Below are 18,348 nucleotides of genomic sequence, written 5' to 3' on the forward strand. Positions count from 1 at the left end.
AGTCTAACCAAGGTTGCTGCCCGATCCCTGACCCGGTTCCACCAGCCCCGACTCGTACGCGGCGATCACCGCCTGCACGCGGTCGCGAAGTCCGAGCTTGAACAGCACCCGGCTCACGTGCGTCTTCACGGTGCCTTCCGCCATGTGGAGCCTTGCGCCAATCTCCGCATTCGTGCGTCCGTGCGCTATCTCGGCGAGCACCTCGCGTTCGCGCTCGGTGAGCGTGCTCAGGGGTGGGTCATCCGCTCCAGGCGGAGGCGGGCGATGCACGAACTGCTCGATGAGCCTGCGCGTGAGCGAAGGAGCCAGCAGCACATCGCCGCTCGCCGCGGCTCGCACGCTGTTCACGAGAGCCTCGGGCGTCACGTCTTTCAGCAGGAAACCACTGGCGCCCGCGCGGAGGGCCTCGTAGACGTACCGGTCGACGTCGAACGTCGTCAGCATCACGATCCGGATGCTCGCGTGTGCACTGAGCACGCCCCCGATGGCGTCGACTCCGTCCACCCCCGGCATACGGATGTCCATCAGCATCACGTCTGGTGCGGTGCGCCTGGCCAGTGCGATCGCCTCTCCTCCGTCGCCGGCCTCACCGGCGATCCGCATGTCCGGTTGCGACTCGATGATCAGCCTCAGTCCGGCTCGGATCAGGGGCTGGTCGTCGACGAGCGCTACGGACACTTCGCTCATACCGGGTCTCCGCGCAACGGCAGCATCGCCGACAGCGTGAACGAGCCGTCGGCATCCTCGTGCGAGGTCAGCTCACCGCCCATGAGTTCCACCCTCTCGCGCAAACCGGAGAGCCCGCGTCCGGCACCCGGAACGGTATCCGACTTCGTACCCGGTCCGCTGGTCACCGTGATCAGGAGGCGGTCTGCCGGTTCTGCGATGCCAACCCGGACGACGGTGTCGACCGTCCCCGAGTGCTTCAGCACGTTGGTCAGTCCTTCCTGCACGACCCGGTACCCGGTGAGTTGAAGGCCGAGCGGAAGCGACTCTGCACGCTCGGACACGAACAGCGAGACGGGCAGCCCGAGGCGCCGCATCCGCTTGCAGAGATCCGCGAGCCCGGTGAGCGTGGGCTGCGGGTCGCCCCTCTCGTCCGTGTCGCCTCGGAGGACCGTGAGCAGCGCTCTCAGCTCCCCGAGCGAGTCCCTGCCCAGTTCCTCGATCTGCGCCAGCGCCGTCACGGCCGCGCCCGGGTCGCGCGCTGCGGCCACCCGTCCACCGCCGGCTTGGACCACGATCACGGTGATGGTGTGGGCGATGACGTCGTGGAGTTCGCGGGCGATTCGTGCGCGTTCCTGTTCGCTTGCCCGTTCCGCTGCCTGGGTGCTCTCGATCTCGGCACGCAGGGCGTTGTCACGATGAACGGCCCAGCTGCGCGCGAACAGCCCAAGAGTCCACGACGCGACGAGGAAGGCGCCGTTGTAGAGCACGTCTCCCGGGTCGCTCATCTCGGGAAAACGCACTGCTATGGATGCGAGCGTCGCCGCGGCCGTCGCGAGCGCGATAAGCGGACGGAGCATGCCAGGCTCGTGCCGAGCGCACGAGTACACCGCTACCAGCCAGGGTATGAACTCGCCCCAGTACGTGAGCGCGACGGGGAAGACCCAGGGCGGAATCGCGATCACCGCGACGATGACGATCAGGATGGCGAGCGGCTGCTTGCGCCGGAAGGTCAGCGCGGCACAGGCGATAACGGTCGGGATGACCGCCGTCACGGCCGGTGCCCTGCCCGTCGGCTGGCTGAGGCCCGTTGCGATGTCTAGGAGACCGACGACGAGGAGCAGCACCGGCGGTACGCCATCGATCGCGATGTTGCGCCAGTCGAACCTTCCCGGCCTCGCGATGGCATCACGGTAGCGCCGGACGGCGTCTGCCGCGTCTGCCACACGACAGATGCGGCATCAGTCCCGCGACCGATCGATCAGGGCTGGGTGATGGATGTCTGCGCGGCGACCGCGAAGCAGCCTGACATGTAAGCGGTGTCCGGACACGCCGCCAGGAGGACATCATGAATTGGACATCAACCGACGGCGTACGTCGATCCGTCGTCGTGACCGGCCTGATCGCCGGTCCCGTGCTGCTCGTGGCGTCGAACGCGTTCATCGTGCCCGACGCCGCTGGCGGGATGCGCGCCGAGTTCGCCGCGATGGCGGCGCAGCCGTGGCTTCTGCTCGTGCAGTCGCTGCTCGAGGCGCTCGGCTTCACGATCGCGATGGCGTCGTACGCAGGAGTTCCGCACGCACTCCGCGGCAGAGGCGGTGCGCTCGGAACTTGGGGAGCCGCGCTCTGCATCGTTGGCATCCTCGGGTTCGTTCTCTCCGCTGCGGGCGGTCTCTTCCTCTACGTCGTCGCCCGGATGCGGGACGCGGACGCCGGATTCGCCGCGGGCGCCGCGCTGAACGCCGATGCGGTCACCGGGAACATCGTGATGATCCTGATGCTGGCCGGCGAAGTGGGAGTCTGCCTGATCGTGATCGGGCTGATGCGAGCCCGCCTGATCAGCTTCTGGCCTCTCGTGATCGTGCTGGCCGGCATCGTCGCGGACTACGTGCTGCCGTCCATCTTCTCCGGGCTGACCGCGGACGTGCTGCTGCTCGCCGCGAGCACCTGGGTGGGGATCCGACTGGCGAGGGCCCCGAGGCCCGTGTGGCTGGGCGACCCGGTCGACGCTCGCCGGCCGCAGTCCGTGGCTGCGCGCTGACCCGTCGCGCCGGCGGACCGAGGCAGGCTGCTGTCGTCCGCCGGCGCTACTTCGACTTGTCCTTGCCCTCGACGTCGCCGGAGAGTGCGGCGATGAACGCCTCCTGGGGCACCTCAACGCGACCGACCATCTTCATGCGCTTCTTGCCCTCCTTCTGCTTCTCGAGGAGCTTGCGCTTGCGGGTGATATCACCGCCGTAGCACTTGGCGAGCACGTCCTTGCGCATGGCACGGATGGACTCGCGGGCGATGATCCGCGCGCCGATGGCGGCCTGCACCGGCACCTCGAACTGCTGGCGTGGGATGAGCTTCTTCAGCCGCTCGGTCATCATCACGCCGTATGCATAGGCCTTGTCCCGGTGCACGATCGCGCTGAAGGCATCCACCTGCTCGCCCTGCAGCAGGATGTCGACCTTCACGAGGTCGGCCTCCTGCTCGCCGGAGGGTTCGTAGTCCAGGCTCGCGTAACCCTGCGTACGGCTCTTCAGCTGATCGAAGAAGTCGAACACGATCTCGCCGAGAGGCATCGAGTACCGGATCTCCACCCTGTCCTCGCCCAGGTACTCCATGCCCAGCATCGTTCCGCGCCGGGTCTGGCACAGCTCCATCACTGTGCCGACGTAGTCCTTGGGGGTGAGGATGGCCGCCTTCACCATCGGCTCGCTCACTGCGCGCACCTTGCCGGTCGGGTATTCGCTGGGGTTCGTGACCGTGACCTGCTTGCCGTCCTCCGTCTGAACGTCATAGATCACGCTAGGAGCGGTGGTGATGAGGTCGAGGCCGAACTCGCGCTCGAGCCGTTCCGTGACGATCTCGAGGTGCAGCAGGCCGAGGAATCCGCATCGGAAGCCGAAGCCGAGCGCGACCGAGGTCTCCGGCTCGTAGACGAGCGCGGCATCCGAGAGCTTGAGCTTGTCGAGCGCTTCACGCAGGTCGGGGTAGTCACTGCCGTCGATCGGGTACAGCCCGGAGAACACCATGGGCTTCGGGTCGGTGTAGCCGGCGAGCGGTTCGGACGCCGGCCGCCCGGCATTGGTCACGGTGTCGCCGACGCGGGACTGGCGCACGTCTTTCACGCCCGTGATGAGGTAGCCCACTTCGCCGACACCGAGGCCCTTCGTCGGCACCGGCTCCGGAGAGCTGACACCGATCTCGAGCAGCTCGTGCGTGGCGCGGGTGGACATCATCTGGATGCGCTCCCGCGGAGTGAGCTGTCCGTCGACCATGCGCACGTAGGTGACGACGCCGCGATAGCTGTCGTACACGGAGTCGAAGATCATGGCACGTGCCGGGGCATCCGCCACACCGGTGGGCGCGGGCACCAGCTCGGTCACGCGGTCGAGGAGAAGATCGACGCCCGCCCCGGTCTTCCCGCTCACCCTGAGCACGTCGTCCGGGCTGCCGCCGATCAGGTCCGCGAGTTCACGCGCGTACTTCTCAGGCTCGGCGGCGGGCAGATCGATCTTGTTCAGCACCGGGATGATCGTCAGGTCGTTCTCCAGGGCGAGATAGAGGTTCGCGAGCGTCTGCGCCTCGATGCCCTGCGCGGCATCCACCAGCAGGATCGCGCCCTCGCACGCCGCCAGCGATCGCGAGACCTCGTAGGTGAAGTCGACGTGACCGGGAGTGTCGATCATGTTGAGCGCGTACGTATCGCCGCCGTACTGCCACGGCATCCGCACCGCCTGGCTCTTGATCGTGATGCCGCGTTCGCGCTCGATGTCCATGCGGTCGAGGTATTGAGCACGCATCGCCCTTTCCTCGACCACACCGGTCAGCTGCAGCATGCGGTCGGCGAGCGTGGACTTGCCGTGGTCGATGTGCGCGATGATGCAGAAATTGCGGATGCGCGCGGGGTCGGTCGCGGCGGGCTCGAGAGCCTTGGTGGCACGTGGGGACATCGTTCGGCAATTCTCCCATGAGCACGCCCGTGCTCATGGCGCCAGTCCCGGGCGTTCGGCACGACGGCGTACCGGCTTCGAGCAGCGTGCCGTCAGCACCATGCCGGTCCGCCTATCCGGCGAAGCGCTCCGCTCGCTCCACGACCACGCCGCGACCGTCGCGCCAGCTGTACACCTCGCGGCCCGAGATGAACACCTGCTCGGCGCGGCTCATCACCTCGAGCGGATCGCCCGACCACAGCACCAGATCGCCGTCGAGCCCGGTGCGGATGGCGCCGACCCGGTCGTCGAGGCCCAGGAACGACGCCGGGTTCACGGTGAGCGCCTCGATCGCGACGACCGGGTCGAGGCCCTCCTTCACCGCCAGCGAGGCCTGATGCACGAGGAAGTTGATCGGAACGACGGGGTGGTCGGTGGTGATCGCGACGCGCACGCCGACCGACGCCAGCTTGCCGAGGTTCGCGATCGCACGGTCGCGCAACTCCACCTTCGAGCGTGACGTGAACATCGGCCCGTAGATGACCGGGATGTCCCGCTCGGCCAGCACATCGGCGAGCTTCGCACCCTCGGTGCCGTGATTGATCACGAGCCGGTATCCGAACTCGTCGGCCAGACGGAGCGCTGTGGCGATGTCGTCATGGCGATGCACATGCTGGTCCCAGGCGAGCTCCCCGTCGAGCACGCGTGTGAGCGTCTCCTTGGCGAGATCGCGGGCGAACGGCTCGCCCTTCGCCGCTGCCGCATCCCGCGAGGCCGCGTAGTTCTGCGCGTCCACGAACGCCTGCCGCAGCACGTATGCGACACCGAGGCGCGTGCTCGGCGTCTGCTTCTTCTCGCCGTACACGCGCTTGGGGTTCTCTCCGAGTGCGGACTTGACGCTCACGGCCTCCTTGATGACCTGCTCGTCGATGGTGCGTCCGCCCCAGGTCTTGATGGCCACCGTCTGGCCGCCGATGACATTGCCGCTTCCCGGCTTCACCACGACCGAGGTGATGCCGCCGCTCAGCGCGTCACGGAAGCCCTCGTCGTCGATGTCGATCGCATCGATGGCGCGCACACCGGCCGTGTTCGGGTCGGTCATCTCGTTCGTGTCGTTGCCCGCGCTGCCGTTGGCCTCCTCGTGGATGCCCACGTGACCGTGCGCCTCGATGAAGCCCGGCAGCAGCCAGCGGCCGGCCGCATCCACGACCCGAACGCCCTCCGGAGGAGCGATGTCACGGCCGACGGCGGTGATGATGCCGTTCTCCACGACGACGGTGCCGTTCTCGATCGGCTCGGAGGCGACCGGAACGACGTGGGCTCCTACGATGGCGATGGATGCTGCTTGTGCGCTCATCCCTCCACCCTAGGATTCAGGGTGGCCCGCTGTGATTCGTGTGCGGCAGGCGGTGTCTGGTATCGTGGTCTGCTGGCTTGCGTGTGGTTCTGGCCGCACGAAAAGTCACGCGACGCCCTCTCTCGTCTCGTGACACATCCCATCTGAAGCATTTCGAAAGAAGGACGTATCCACTCGTGGCAAACATCAAGTCGCAGCTGAAGCGCATCAAGACCAACGAGAAGGCTCGCGAGCGCAACAAGGCTGTGAAGAGCGAGCTCAAGACTGCTGTGCGCTCCACTCGCGAGGCCGTCGCCGCCGGCGACAAGCAGAAGGCCACCGCGGCGCTGGCTCACGCCAGCAAGAAGCTCGACAAGGCTGTCAGCAAGGGCGTGATCCACAAGAACCAGGCCGCCAACCGCAAGTCGGCCATCGCCAAGCAGGTCGCCTCGCTCTGAGCAGCAGACTCGTTCACTGAGCGTTGAAAGAACCCCGTCTCCGGACGGGGTTCTTGTCATTTGCCGCTTCGCCCATCGCCTGCCACGGGCCCATAGCCTGCCACGGGCCCATCACCTGCCACGGGCCCATCACCTGCCACGGGCGCTGAGCACGCCGATCATGCGTTCGAGCGCGAACACCGGGTCACGCCCGGCGCCTTTGACGTTCGCGTCGGCGTCGGCGACCTCCTCGATGCTGCGCGCAAGGCCCTCTTCGGTCCACCCCTGCAGGTCGCGGCGGGCGCGATCCACCTGCCATGGGGCGAGCCCGAACTGCGAGGCTAGCCCCGCGGAGCTGCCGCGCGCGCCGTACAGCTTCGCCATCGTGCGCAGCTTGCTGGCGAACGCCGCCACCATAGGCACCGGATCTGCACCGGATGCCAGCGCGTGCCGCAGCGTGATCAGCGCCTCGCCGTAGCGGCCGGCGAGGGCGGCGTCTGCCACTCTGAAGGCATTGGTCTCGACCCGGCCGCCGTAGTAACGGTCCACAGTTGACTCGGTGACCTCATCGCCGGCATCCGAGATGAGCTGCTGGCAGGCGGCTGCCAGCTCGGCGAGGTCATCCGAGAACGCGCTCGTCACGGCACGAAGGGCACCGGGAGTGACTCGCTTGCCCGCCATGCGGAACTCGGCCTGCGCGAAGTCGTACTTGTCGGCATCCCGTTTCAGCTCTGCACAGACAACCTCGACTCCGCCGCCTGCACCCGAGCGGATCGCGTCGAGGAATCGCTTGCCGCGTTGTCCACCGCCGTGGCGGACCAGCACCGTGGTGTCGTCCGCCGGCGCCTGCAGGTACGCCACGAGATCGTCGACGAATGCGTCGTTCGCACGCTCTGCGCCGGTCACCCTGATCAGTCGCGGCTCGCCGAAGAGTGACGGACTCGCCACTGATGCGAGCTCCCCGGCCGCGTAGTCCGCTGCGACGATGTCGGTGACCTCGAGGCTGGGATCTGCCTCGCGCAGCGAGTCCCGCAGGACGCGGATCGCGCGGTCGGCGAGCACGGTCTCGGTACCGCTGACGAGCACGACGGGCGCCTGCCGCACCTGGTGCCATGCCAGTTGAGGAATGACCGTCTTCGCGCTCGCGGAGCGTCCCGAGGATGCGCGTGCGGAACCGCGGCGCGCCGAGGGCGATCGTGTCGACGACGAACGCGATCCACTCGACCGGGATCCCGCTCCCTCTGTTCTCGCCGCCACTCTCTTTACTCCGTTCGACGTGCTCGCGCTGCTGGTCAAGCCTATTCGGCGCGACCGACACGGCTGGCACATCATCCCGGCCGGGCAAGTTCCGCGGGCATCGCGTGCCGCTGCGTCCACGTACGGAGGCCACCCGCGCTTTCTGCCGAGACCATGAGCATCCCTTCGACGTCGGTGCGCATCACCCTGCTGCCCGCACGACGCAGGATGCCCAGCGCCGTCGCTGTGGGGTGGCCGTAGTCGTTCCCGGTGCCGCACGAGATGAGTGCGACGGCCGCGCGGATGTGGCGGTACAGCGGCTCCGCCTGGTCTCGCGATCCGTGGTGCGCGACCTTGACGACATCGACGCGAGGAACACGGCCCGTCTTCAGGAGGGCATCCTGCGCGCGTTCGTCGAGGTCACCGAGGAACAGCGAGCGGATGCCGTCACCGCTGAACAACACGGTGACGCTCTGCTCGTTGCCCGGTTCCATGCCGTGCGACTCCACATCGGGCCACAGCACTCGCCACGACACATCGCCGAGCCTGCCGTGGTCGCCCGTGTGCGCGACGTGCACCGTCGCTCCACCGCGCTTCAGCTGCTCCTCCATGCGACGGCCGCGCGCGTCCGACGGCGGGCCGATCATCGCGACACCCACCTTGCCGATGACAGCCTGCGTGCCACCGACATGGTCCAGGTCGTAGTGGGTCAGCACGAGCAGGTCGATCCGCGATACACCGAGTTCGTTCAAGCAGGCAGTGAGCCGTGCGGGATCCGGTCCGGTGTCGACCAGAGCGCGCGTCCCATTGCTGCTGACCAGCACCGCGTCGCCCTGGCCGATGTCGCACGCAGCGATCGACCACCGGGCGGGCCGGTCGATCGCCTCGGCGATCTGCGCTCCCGCCACGCCGGCGAGCGAGCAGACGGAGATGGCCGCCGCGGCGGATAGCGCCGCGATCCGCGCCACCCGAGCGATGCGGTGCACCGGGCGCGCGACGACCAGCATGATCGCAACGGTCAGCACCGCCATGAGAACGACGCCCAGGGCCCCGTCGGCCCAGCCGATTCCGCTGGAGGGCAGCGCCGCGCTCACCCTGGCCACGGCGGCGATCCATGCCGATGGCACCCAGGCGAGATGCGCCAGCAGCGCGCCGGCCGGAGCCCAGAGCGGAATGACGACACAGGATGCCAGCCCCAATACCGTCGCCACCGGTGCGGCTGGCTCCGCCACAAGGTTCGCGAGCACGCCGTACAACGGCACCGTCGGATTCAGCATCAGCAGCACGGGCTGGCACACGACCTGCGCCGCGATCGGCACCGCGAGCAACGCTGCCAGGCGGGACGGCATCCACCGGGCCAGCCGCTCTGCCAGCGGTGGTGCGAGCAGCAGAAGCGCACCTGTGGCCAGAACGGAGAGCGCGAAACCATAGCTGACCGCCAGCCACGGGTCGACCGCGAGCAATGCCACGACGGCCAGCGCCAGCGCTGGCACGGCGCGTCCGGGTCTGCCGGCCCAGCCGCCGAACACGATCACCGCCGCCATCACCGCCGCCCGTAGCACGCTCGGCTGCGGCGTGACCAGCACCACGAAGCCGGCCAGTGCGGTGAGCGACGCGATGGTCCTGCCGCCCCTGCCGAAACCGAGCGCGGCCGCAGCCGCTCCGACCAGGGAGACGACCACCGCGCAGTTCGCGCCCGACACCGCGGTGAGATGTGTCAGGCTCGCCTGCTTCATGTCGTCCGAGAGGGACGACGGCAGCTCGTGCACGTCTCCGATGGCGAGCCCGGGCAGGAGCTTTCCTCCGTCTCCCGGTAGGCCGCGTGCCTGCGCCGAGAACGCCGAACGCACGGAGTCTGCGGCAGCGAGTATCGGCGAAGGCGGCGCCAGCGACCGGGGCCGAGAGGAGGCATAGACGAACGCCGCTGTCTCCGATGACGTCGGCAGAACCTTCATCGTTCCGCTCACCGCGACCGTCTCGCCGATGCGCACCCTCGTGCCGGCCGGCGCGAACACGAGCACGGGCATCCTCGCGGCGTGCGACCGCGTTCCTGCGGTCATACCCACCGCGGTGGCCGAGAATCGCATGCCCGATGCACCGGGTCGGCCGAACCCGCCGCCGCTCCCCGAAGCCTGCGCGACAGAGGCGACCTCCAGGCGGAAGGTGATGGTGTGGTGCTCAAGCTGGGCCACGGCATCCGGATGTCGCGACGGCATCCCGGCGGCAGCCGCGCTCGCGACCAGTGCCGCGGCCGCCGCGGAGACGCAGACGGCCGCGGCGATGGCGGATGCTCTGCCGGGTGCGCGGTCGCGACGAGTAGGACGCGTCATGCGGATCACCACCGCCGCCCCCGCGGCGGCGATCGCCAGCGCCCAGAGCGCGAGAGCCAGCCACCAACCGTTCGGCAGCGCGATCGCGACACCGCCGCCCACCCACGCCACCATCGCCGGCACTGCGAGTCTCAGGTCGATCATCCGAAGACCCCGCACATCAGACGGTCACCAGGTCTTTCAGCCCATCGAAGGTCTTCTGACCGATACCGCTGACGTTCATCAGGTCTTCGATCGACGTGAAGCGCCCGTTCTGAGTGCGCCACGCAAGGATCTTCGCCGCCATCGCCGGGCCCACCCTCGGCAGCGACTCGAGTTGCTCCTCCGTCGCCGTGTTGAGATTGACCTTGCCGCCGGGCACGGCGCCCGTCGACGTACCGGCCGGACCGGCAGCGCCTTGCGCGGGTTGCACAGGGTCGCCGACATGCGGCACGACGAGTTGCTCGCCGTCGGTGAGGGGCCGGGCGAGATTCACGCCTGCCTGCTCGGCGTCCGCTGTCATCCCACCTGCGACGCCGACGGCGTCGACCACCCGCGAGCCGGCCGGCAGCGTGTACAGCCCTGGCCGAGCGACGGCGCCGAGCACGTGTACATACAGAACGGCTGCGGGGGTGGGAGTCGGTGTGCTCGTGCCCGAGTCGCCTGCCGTCACGCTCACCGCCGGAACGTGCCCGGATTCCCCGTGCGGCGAGAGCATTCCGACCAGCACGGCTGTGGCAAAGGCCGCGATCAGCAGCACGGCGGCGGCGCCGACCCCGATCCGCACCTTGACGGAACGGGGAACGGCACGCGAACGCTGATTCAGCTGGTCGAAGGGGTCGTCGGCATCCACTCCCGCGACGCTATGACGGCGCCGACGAGCTCTGCGGCGCTCTCAGCGGGGACGGGGATGACTGCCCTGCCGATGCAGTTGTGGAGGACGACTACGCACCGATCGCACGGCGCGGGCGTCGCGCTATTTCTTCGTGGCGATGTTGACGACGCGCGGGGGACGCGCGATGACCGCCGCCACCTCCCGGTCGCCGAGCGCACGCTGCACGGCTTCGGATGCCCGGGCCAGTGCCTCCAGCTCCTCTGCACCGATGCGTGGCGACACCTCGAGGCGATCCCGCACCTTGCCGTCCACCTGAACCACAGCGGTGACGGACTCTTCCACCAGCAGGCTGGGGTCGGCCTTCCGCCATGTCTGGGCTGCGACGGTCGGTTCGTATCCGAGCGTCGACCACATGTCTTCGGCGGTGTACGGCGCGAACAGGTTGAGCGCCAGTGCGACGCTCTCCGCCGCTTCGCGTACCGCGGCATCCTTCGGCCCAGGGCCGGAATCGATCGCCTTCCTCGTCGCGTTCACCAGTTCCATGAGCCGTGCGATCACCACATTGAACTTGAACGACTCGACCAGTGCCGGCGCATCGGCCAGGAACCGGTGTGTGATGCGTCGGAGCGAGACATCACCGGTGCGCCAGTCGACCTCGGGAGCGCTTTCGACGTCACGCGCAAGCCGCCAGGCGCGCGCCAGGAACTTTGCGCTGCCTGCAGCCGAGACATCCGCCCAGTCGATGTCGTCCTCCGGCGGCCCGGCGAACGCGAGCGTGACGCGAAGAGCGTCGGCGCCGTGCTGACGCAGCTCATCGGCGAACTCGACGAGGTTGCCCTTCGACTTGCTCATGGCGGCGCCATCCAGGATCACCTGCCCCTGGTTGAGCAGCGACGTGAACGGCTCCGTGAACGACACATAGCCGAGGTCGAACAGCACCTTCGTGATGAAGCGCGAGTAGAGCAGGTGCAGGATCGCGTGCTCCACGCCACCCACGTACTGGTCGACCGGCGCCCACTTCTCCACCTCGGCGGGGTCGAACGCCTGAGTACCGTCGTTCGCGGACAGATAGCGCAGGTAGTACCAGGAGCTGTCGACGAACGTGTCCATGGTGTCGCTGTCACGTGTGGCTGTGCCGCCGCACTTCGGGCACTCCACCGTCGACCACTCGGTCGCGGCGCCGAGCGGGCTTGTGCCCTTCGGTTTGAGGTCCAGGCCCTCCGCATCGGGCAGGAGCACCGGCAGCTGGTCTTCCGGCACCGGCACCTCGCCGCACTCCGGGCAATGGATGATCGGAATCGGCGTGCCCCAGTACCGCTGCCGCGAGATGAGCCAGTCGCGCAGCCGGAAGTTGCGCGACGCATGCCCGATCGACGAGGCGTCCAGTGCCTCCGTGATGCGGTGGATCGCGTTGTTCTTGCTCAGCCCGTTGAACGGCCCGGAATTGATCAGGCGACCATCGCCGGTCAGCGCCACGCCGGTTGATCCGGGATCCAGCGGTGGAAGGTCCTCGGGCAGCAGCGCCTCGCCTGTCGCCGGGTCGGTGGGAATGACGGGAATCGCACCGGTCACGGGCGCATTCGTGTCGACCACCACCCGTACCGGCAGACCGAACTCACGCGCGAAGTCCAGGTCGCGCTGATCGTGCGCAGGCACGGCCATGATGGCGCCGTGACCGTACTCGGCCAGCACGTAATCCGCCGCCCAGATCGGGAGTCGCTCCCCGCTCAGTGGATTGATGGCGTACCGCTCGAGGAACACCCCGGTCTTGGCGCGGTCCGTGCTGAGCCGGTCGATGTCGGTGATGGACTGCGTCTCCCGCAGGTACTGGTCGAAGCGTTCGCGCACCTCGGGAGAGGCATCCTGCACCAGTTCGGCAGCCAGATCCGATTCGGGTGCCACGACCATGAACGTCACGCCGTAGAGCGTGTCGGGCCGCGTCGTGTAGACGGGGACCGGCTCGTCGCGACCTTCGATCCTGAAGTTCACGTCGGCGCCGATCGACCGGCCGATCCAGTTGCGCTGCATGGTCAGCACGCGAGGCGGCCATGCGCCCTCGAGCTGATTGAGGTCGTCGAGCAGCCGATCCGCGTAGTCCGTCACGCGGAAGTACCACTGCGTGAGCTTCTTCTTCTCGACCAGGAAGCCACAGCGTTCGCAGTGCCCGTCGATCACCTGCTCGTTGGCGAGAACGGTCTGATCGTTGGGACACCAGTTGACGGAGCCGTCCTTGCGGTAGGCCAGGCCCTCTTCGTACAGCTTGAGGAACAACCACTGGTTCCACTTGTAGTATTCAGGATCGCTCGTGTGCAGCTCACGGCTCCAGTCGAACGAGGGCGCGTAGATGCGGAAGCTGCGCTTCTGCTGGGCGATGTTGTCGTACGTCCAACCGCGAGGGTCGATGCCGCGCTTGATCGCGGCGTTCTCGGCGGGGAGCCCGAACGAGTCCCAGCCGATCGGGTGCAGCACGTTGAATCCCTGTTGACGCCAGTAACGTGCGACGACGTCGCCGAACGCGAACGCCTCGGCATGACCCATGTGCAGGTCTCCGGAGGGGTACGGGAACATGTCGAGCACGTACTTGCGCGGACGGTTGTCACCGGGAGCATCCGTGCGGAACGGACGCAACTCCTCCCACACCGGCAGCCACTTCGCCTGAATGGCAGCGAAGTCGTACCGGGCGTCAGTCGCTTCTCGCTCGTCGTGTTGTGACACGTCGCTCTCAATCTCTGTGCGGGACGGGTGTGCGGACCCCGGCGTCCGCAGAAGAAAAAGGGGGCTCGGAAAAGATTACCCGGTCAGGGGTGCCCAAGGGCTGCCAGCAGTGCCGCCGCCTTCAGCCGGGTCTCGGCCAGCTCGTTCTCGGGCACCGACAGAGCGGTGATGCCGCCACCCGTGCCGACCGAGGCTTCTCCCCCGGCCATGACGATCGTGCGGATGACCATGGCGAACTCGGCGGATCCGTCCAGTCCCAGGCGACCCAGGCATCCGCTGTACACACCGCGGGGTCCTCCTTCGAGCTCGTGAAGGATGCCCATCGCGCTGAGCTTCGGCGCACCGGTCATCGAACCCGCGGGAAAGCATGCGTGAAGAACATCGAGCGCGTCGACGGCCGGAGCCAGTTCGGCTCGCACCGTGCTGACCAGCTGGTGCACGTGGGTGTGAGTCTCCACCGCCAAGAGCTCAGGAACAGACACGCCGCCGACGCGCGCCACCCGGCCGAGGTCGTTGCGCATGAGATCGACGATCATCAGGTTCTCCGCGCGCTCCTTGTGGTCGGCCATCAGCTCGCGCTTCAGTGCGGCGTCCTCGCTCTGTGATGCGCCGCGGCGTCTCGTTCCCTTGACCGGTCTGGTCACCGCGACGCCCTCGCGCACGCGAAGGAACAGCTCTGGCGATGCGCTCAGCACGGACACGTCGTCGACACGGATGAACGCGCCGTGCACGGCGTGGGAGATGCGCCGCACTGCCTTGTAGACGCCCAGTGGATCTGCCGGAGTGGATGCCTGCACTTCGTTCGTGAGGCACAGCTGGTACGCGTCGCCTGCGCGAATGAACCTCTGACACTCCGCGATCATCTGCAGGTAGTCGTCATCGCTGTGCCGCCACAACGGCTCCGGCGGATGCTGAGCCTCGGGGAGCTCTGCTGGGGGCCGATGCTCGTTACGCGATGTGCTCCCCGTACGGGCGCCGCCATCCTGCTCCGACGCCTCAGGCAATGAACGGAGAAGCTCCTCCGTCTCGGCGGCCCACGCCCGACCGTCTGCGTCGTCGAAGAACCACAGTGCCGACTGGCCGGCAGCGTGATCGATCTCGATCACGCGGTCGGCGGCCAGCATCACGGCATCCGGATAACGCGACGACGCGGCGGCCACCCCGAGCCGCCGCGCACCGTACTCGTAGCCGAACCAGCCGACCCAGCCCAGCGGGCACGGTCCCGCCGCGACATCCGTCCGATCGCCCACCGCGGGGCGGTCGTGCGGCCAGGAGCGCAGAACATCCTCGAACGTGCCGGCCACGGGCATCCGCTCGCCGCCGAGCATGCGTACGAGCCCTTCCCCCGTCAGCAGCCAACTCGGCCGAACCGGCGACGCCGCGCCCAGGTAGCTGAAACCGCTGCCGGCGTGGATGCCCGCATCAAGCCAGAACGCGAGCCTCTCCCCCGAGAACATGGCCTCGAACACGCGCTCGGCGTCGACAAGAACGGGAAGCCGTTCCCGGCGCACGGGCACGGATGCGCCCCGCGCCGAGAACGGCTCCATGTGCGCCGCCTACTTGAAGAGGTTCTTCGAGGCGAGCCACTCCTTCGCGATCTGCGCCGCGGACTCCTTCGCGGAGCCGGAGCTCTTGTCGTTCATCGTCACCAGATCGTCCGTGGTCAACGTGCCGGACACCTTGTTCAGCACGTTCTTCACGGTGTCGGTCACCTTGTTCTCGTTGATGATCGGCACCACGTTCTCGGCGATGATGATGTTCTTCGGATCCTTCAGCGTGACCAGGTTGTTGTCCTTGATCGCGGAGCTCGTCGTGTAGATGTCGGCCAGCTGCACCGTTCCGTCCAGGAGAGCCTTCACCGTCAGCGGTCCGCCGCTATCGCTGATCGGGTCGAGCGTCGCCGTGACGCCGTAGGCGGACTTGAGCCCCTTGATCCCGTACGGCCGATCCGCGAACTCCGGGTTCGCGCCAACGGTGAGCGGAACCGTGACCTTCTTCAGGTCGGAGAGGCTCGTCACCCCGTACTTGTCCGAGAACGCTTTCGTGACGTTGTACGAGTCCTTGTCCTGCGCCTTCGACTGGTCGAGCACTTCGAAGCCCTTCGGGAGGGCGTCGCTCAGAGCCGCGTACACGTCGTCGCTGGACTGTGCCGTGCTCTTCGCGTTGTAGTACTGCAGAAGGCTTCCGGAGTACTCGGGCACGAGGTCGATCGAGCCGTCCTGCAACGCCTTCAGGTACACCTCGCGCGCACCGATGTTCGGCTTGATGCTCGCATCCACCCCGTTGTCCTTCAACGCCTGGGTGTAGATCTGCGCGATGATCTCCGACTCGGGGAAGTTGGCCGAACCGACGACGATCGCACCGCCGGATTTCGACGCAGGGGTCGACGAGGAGTCGAGCGGGTTGCCCGACGAGCAGCCGGCAAGAGCGAGGGCACTCACCGTCGCAACGGCTGCGAGGGCGATAGCGCGTGTTCTCAGTGACATGGTGCTTCGCTTTCTTCTGTGGGGGCCGAATCGCCGTGAGCGGCTCAGCCTGCTGTGGTGGACTGCGAGGTCGTGGTGAGCCTCTTGGATGACCGCGCACGCACGTCGGATGCACGCCCGACGACGACGCCACGCGGCACTACGAGTCGCTGAACGACGACGAAGATGCCGTCCGCGATCAGCGCGAGCAGGATGACGAGTACGGACGCGCCGAGCATCTCGGCGTAGTTCTGCACGGCGTACCCGTCGTAGATGAACCGGCCGAGGCCGCCGAGCGGCAGATACGCCGCCACTGTCCAGGTCGCGATCACCTGAAGGCACGCCGAGCGCAGGCCGCCGATGATGATCGGCATGGCCAGCGGCAGCTCGACCTTGACCAGCACCTGCCAGCCGGTCATGCCGATGGATTTCGCCGCATCGATCGTCGCCCGGTCGACGGCATCCACTCCCGCGTACGCACCAGCCAGAACCGGCGGGAGCGCGAGCAGCACCATCACGATGAGAGCTGGCCCGATGCCCAGCCCGATCCAGAGCGCGACAAGCAGCAGCACGCCGAGAGTAGGCAGGGCGCGCAGCGCGCCCGACAGTTGCACGGCCACGGCACGGCCTTTGCCGGTGTGACCCACGGCCACACCGACCGGAACCGCGATCACGACAGCGATCACGAGAGTGATCAGCGTGTACAGAACATGCTCGCCGAGGCGCGTCGGGATGCCACCGGGACCGGCCCAGTTGGCGGGGTCGACCAGCCACGCGAACGTCGAGTTCCACAGGCTCATGCAGCGCCCACCACCTCGAGCTCGGGGTCGACCCGTGCGCGCCGAACGCGCCGTGTGCCGTGCGTCCACGGCAGCAGCAGCCGGCCGAGCAAGGCAAGGATGAGGTCGAAGATCACGGCGATCACGATCGTGCCGACGATGCCGACGATGATCTCGAGCGGGAAGTTGCGCTGGAACCCGTCGAGGAAGAAGTAGCCGAGGCTCGTCACCCCGATGACGGAACCGACGCTGAGCAGGCTGATCGTGCTGACGGAAACCACTCGGATCCCCGAAAGCAATACCGACCCGGCCAGCGGAAGCTCCACCGACCAGAACCGGCGCCAGGTGGAGAATCCGACGGCGGTGGCCGAGAGCTTGACGTCGATGTCGACGGAGGCGAAGGCATCCGATGCGGTGCGCACCATGATCGCCAGCGCATACAGGCTCAGCGCGACGATGATGTTCAGCGGGTCGAGGATGCGCGTCCCCAGGATGCCCGGCAGCACGATGAAGAGCGGCAGCGACGGAATCGCGTACAGCAGTCCGACGATGGCGAGCACCGTGCCGCGGCTCGCACGGTAGCGGTTCGTGAGCCATCCGACCGGGATGGCCAGCACGAAGCCGACCACGATCGGCACGGCGGAGAGGCCGGCATGAACCAGGGTCAGCTGCAAGATCTGACCCGCGTTCTCGATCAGCCAGCTCACGGCTGCCGATCACCCTGCGCCGAAGCACCCGAAGCGGCGGCGGCCGCTCCGGCCTCATCGATGACTGAGTCGCGGTGGCCGGATGCGGCGTCGCGTACGAGAACGCCGGCGGGACGACCATCGCCGTCCACGACGACGGCGCGCCCGGATTCCGGCCTCAGATGCAGCACGCGCTTGCCGCGATCCGCTCCCACGAATCGGGTGACGAACTCGTCGGCCGGGTGGGCCAGGATCTGCTCGGGCGTTCCGACCTGGGCCACGATGCCGCCCGGCTTGAAGATGACGATCTGATGGCCAAGCAGAAGGGCCTCGTCGATGTCGTGCGTGACGAAGACCACGGTTTTGTCGAGCTCGTGCTGCAACCGCACGAGCTCGTGCTGCAACTCGGCGCGCACAAGCGGGTCGACCGCGCCGAACGGCTCGTCCATCAGCAGGATGTTCGGGTCGACGGCAAGCCCCCGTGCCACGCCGACGCGCTGCTGCTGACCACCAGAGAGCTGGCTCGGGTACCTGTCGGCGAGTGAGCGGTCGAGACCGACCGTGTCCATGAGCTCGAGCGCCCGCGCACGGGCATCCCTGCGGTTCACACCTTTCAGGAGCGGCACGGTGGCGATGTTGTCGGCCACCTTACGATGAGGCAGAAGGCCGGAATTCTGCATGACGTAGCCGATGCTGCGACGCAAGCCGACCGGTTCCAGCGTGGCGATATCGTCGCCGTCGATCTCGATCGTGCCGCTCGTCGGGTCGACCATGCGGTTGATCATGCGCAGGATGGTCGTCTTGCCACTCCCGGACGAGCCGACGAGAACGGTGGTCTTGCGCGAGGGGATGACGAGACTGAAGTCCCGCACCGCGACGGTGCCGTCAGCGAATTGCTTGGTCACCGATCGGAATTCGATCACCGCACCACTATGTCGTACCCCACCGACATTCGCTTGCGATG

General features: G+C 67.5%; 15 protein-coding genes. 2 read left to right on the plus strand and 13 right to left on the minus strand.

From position 1 onward, the window contains the following. Nucleotides 1–3 precede the first annotated feature (3 nt). Nucleotides 4–687, minus strand: coding sequence for a transcriptional regulator (locus ACYVII_RS01025; protein WP_460529623.1), 684 nt, complete (start codon nucleotides 685–687; stop codon nucleotides 4–6). Beyond that, nucleotides 684–1,892 carry a sensor histidine kinase gene (locus ACYVII_RS01030; protein WP_460529626.1) on the minus strand — a complete coding sequence of 403 codons (1,209 nt, stop codon included), beginning with the start codon at nucleotides 1,890–1,892 and terminating at the stop codon, nucleotides 684–686. Before ACYVII_RS01030 ends, ACYVII_RS01025 begins: the two co-directional genes overlap by 4 nt. A gap of 122 nt (nucleotides 1,893–2,014) precedes the next feature. Between ACYVII_RS01030 and ACYVII_RS01035 the strand changes: the two genes are divergently transcribed. Beyond that, nucleotides 2,015–2,707, plus strand: coding sequence for a hypothetical protein (locus ACYVII_RS01035; RefSeq protein ID WP_460529629.1), 693 nt, complete (start codon nucleotides 2,015–2,017; stop codon nucleotides 2,705–2,707). A 46-nt stretch (nucleotides 2,708–2,753) separates the two neighbouring features. Here the strand turns inward: ACYVII_RS01035 and lepA are convergent, their stop codons facing one another. Both lepA and ACYVII_RS01045 read right to left on the minus strand, forming a co-directional pair. After that, nucleotides 2,754–4,607 carry an elongation factor 4 gene (gene lepA, locus ACYVII_RS01040; RefSeq protein WP_460529632.1) on the minus strand — a complete coding sequence of 618 codons (1,854 nt, stop codon included), beginning with the start codon at nucleotides 4,605–4,607 and terminating at the stop codon, nucleotides 2,754–2,756. A gap of 112 nt (nucleotides 4,608–4,719) precedes the next feature. Beyond that, entirely contained in the window at nucleotides 4,720–5,943 is a 1,224-nt protein-coding gene (locus ACYVII_RS01045) for an amidohydrolase (RefSeq protein WP_460529635.1), read from the minus strand. A gap of 176 nt (nucleotides 5,944–6,119) precedes the next feature. Here ACYVII_RS01045 and rpsT point away from each other — a divergent pair, with 176 nt between their 5' ends. After that, nucleotides 6,120–6,380 (plus strand): 30S ribosomal protein S20, encoded by a 261-nt coding sequence (gene rpsT, locus ACYVII_RS01050; protein ID WP_460529637.1) that lies wholly within the window; start codon nucleotides 6,120–6,122, stop codon nucleotides 6,378–6,380. A 129-nt stretch (nucleotides 6,381–6,509) separates the two neighbouring features. Here rpsT and holA read toward each other — a convergent pair whose 3' ends face one another. The 9 genes from holA to ACYVII_RS01095 all read right to left on the minus strand — a co-directional run bounded on the left by holA (nucleotide 6,510) and on the right by ACYVII_RS01095 (nucleotide 18,307). Beyond that, on the minus strand, nucleotides 6,510–7,487 hold the full coding sequence (holA, locus tag ACYVII_RS01055; protein WP_460530508.1) for a DNA polymerase III subunit delta: 978 nt from the start codon (nucleotides 7,485–7,487) through the stop codon (nucleotides 6,510–6,512). A 200-nt stretch (nucleotides 7,488–7,687) separates the two neighbouring features. Beyond that, nucleotides 7,688–10,069: a ComEC/Rec2 family competence protein gene (locus ACYVII_RS01060; RefSeq protein WP_460529640.1), complete on the minus strand. Its 2,382-nt coding sequence runs from the start codon at nucleotides 10,067–10,069 to the stop codon at nucleotides 7,688–7,690. Between the two features lie 16 nt (nucleotides 10,070–10,085). Then, nucleotides 10,086–10,757: a helix-hairpin-helix domain-containing protein gene (locus ACYVII_RS01065; RefSeq protein ID WP_460529643.1), complete on the minus strand. Its 672-nt coding sequence runs from the start codon at nucleotides 10,755–10,757 to the stop codon at nucleotides 10,086–10,088. A 123-nt stretch (nucleotides 10,758–10,880) separates the two neighbouring features. Further along, on the minus strand, nucleotides 10,881–13,454 hold the full coding sequence (gene leuS, locus ACYVII_RS01070; RefSeq protein ID WP_460529646.1) for a leucine--tRNA ligase: 2,574 nt from the start codon (nucleotides 13,452–13,454) through the stop codon (nucleotides 10,881–10,883). Between the two features lie 83 nt (nucleotides 13,455–13,537). Beyond that, nucleotides 13,538–15,001, minus strand: coding sequence for an anthranilate synthase component I family protein (gene pabB, locus ACYVII_RS01075; RefSeq protein ID WP_460529649.1), 1,464 nt, complete (start codon nucleotides 14,999–15,001; stop codon nucleotides 13,538–13,540). A 9-nt stretch (nucleotides 15,002–15,010) separates the two neighbouring features. Beyond that, nucleotides 15,011–15,940 carry an ABC transporter substrate-binding protein gene (locus ACYVII_RS01080; protein WP_460529652.1) on the minus strand — a complete coding sequence of 310 codons (930 nt, stop codon included), beginning with the start codon at nucleotides 15,938–15,940 and terminating at the stop codon, nucleotides 15,011–15,013. A gap of 44 nt (nucleotides 15,941–15,984) precedes the next feature. Then, on the minus strand, nucleotides 15,985–16,719 hold the full coding sequence (locus tag ACYVII_RS01085) for an ABC transporter permease (RefSeq protein ID WP_460529656.1): 735 nt from the start codon (nucleotides 16,717–16,719) through the stop codon (nucleotides 15,985–15,987). After that, entirely contained in the window at nucleotides 16,716–17,405 is a 690-nt protein-coding gene (locus ACYVII_RS01090) for an ABC transporter permease (RefSeq protein ID WP_460529659.1), read from the minus strand. The genes ACYVII_RS01085 and ACYVII_RS01090 overlap by 4 nt, the downstream gene beginning before the upstream one ends. Then, the gene (locus ACYVII_RS01095; RefSeq protein ID WP_460529662.1) at nucleotides 17,402–18,307 is read right to left on the minus strand and encodes an ABC transporter ATP-binding protein; all 906 of its coding nucleotides are present in this window, start codon (nucleotides 18,305–18,307) and stop codon (nucleotides 17,402–17,404) included. The genes ACYVII_RS01090 and ACYVII_RS01095 overlap by 4 nt, the downstream gene beginning before the upstream one ends. Between the last annotated feature and the right edge of the window lie 41 nt (nucleotides 18,308–18,348).

It is taken from the genome of Humibacter ginsengiterrae, from assembly GCF_054780115.1.

Excerpts from the sequence above, each read along its gene's own strand:
- ACYVII_RS01025 (WP_460529623.1), bottom strand. The coding sequence starts at position 687 with ATGAGCGAAGTGTCCGTAGCGCTCGTCGACGACCAGCCCCTGATCCGA.
- ACYVII_RS01035 (WP_460529629.1), top strand. The coding sequence starts at position 2,015 with ATGAATTGGACATCAACCGACGGCGTACGTCGATCCGTCGTCGTGACC.
- lepA (WP_460529632.1), bottom strand. The coding sequence starts at position 4,607 with ATGTCCCCACGTGCCACCAAGGCTCTCGAGCCCGCCGCGACCGACCCC.
- ACYVII_RS01045 (WP_460529635.1), bottom strand. The coding sequence starts at position 5,943 with ATGAGCGCACAAGCAGCATCCATCGCCATCGTAGGAGCCCACGTCGTT.
- ACYVII_RS01060 (WP_460529640.1), bottom strand. The coding sequence starts at position 10,069 with ATGATCGACCTGAGACTCGCAGTGCCGGCGATGGTGGCGTGGGTGGGC.
- pabB (WP_460529649.1), bottom strand. The coding sequence starts at position 15,001 with ATGGAGCCGTTCTCGGCGCGGGGCGCATCCGTGCCCGTGCGCCGGGAA.
- ACYVII_RS01080 (WP_460529652.1), bottom strand. The coding sequence starts at position 15,940 with ATGTCACTGAGAACACGCGCTATCGCCCTCGCAGCCGTTGCGACGGTG.
- ACYVII_RS01085 (WP_460529656.1), bottom strand. The coding sequence starts at position 16,719 with ATGAGCCTGTGGAACTCGACGTTCGCGTGGCTGGTCGACCCCGCCAAC.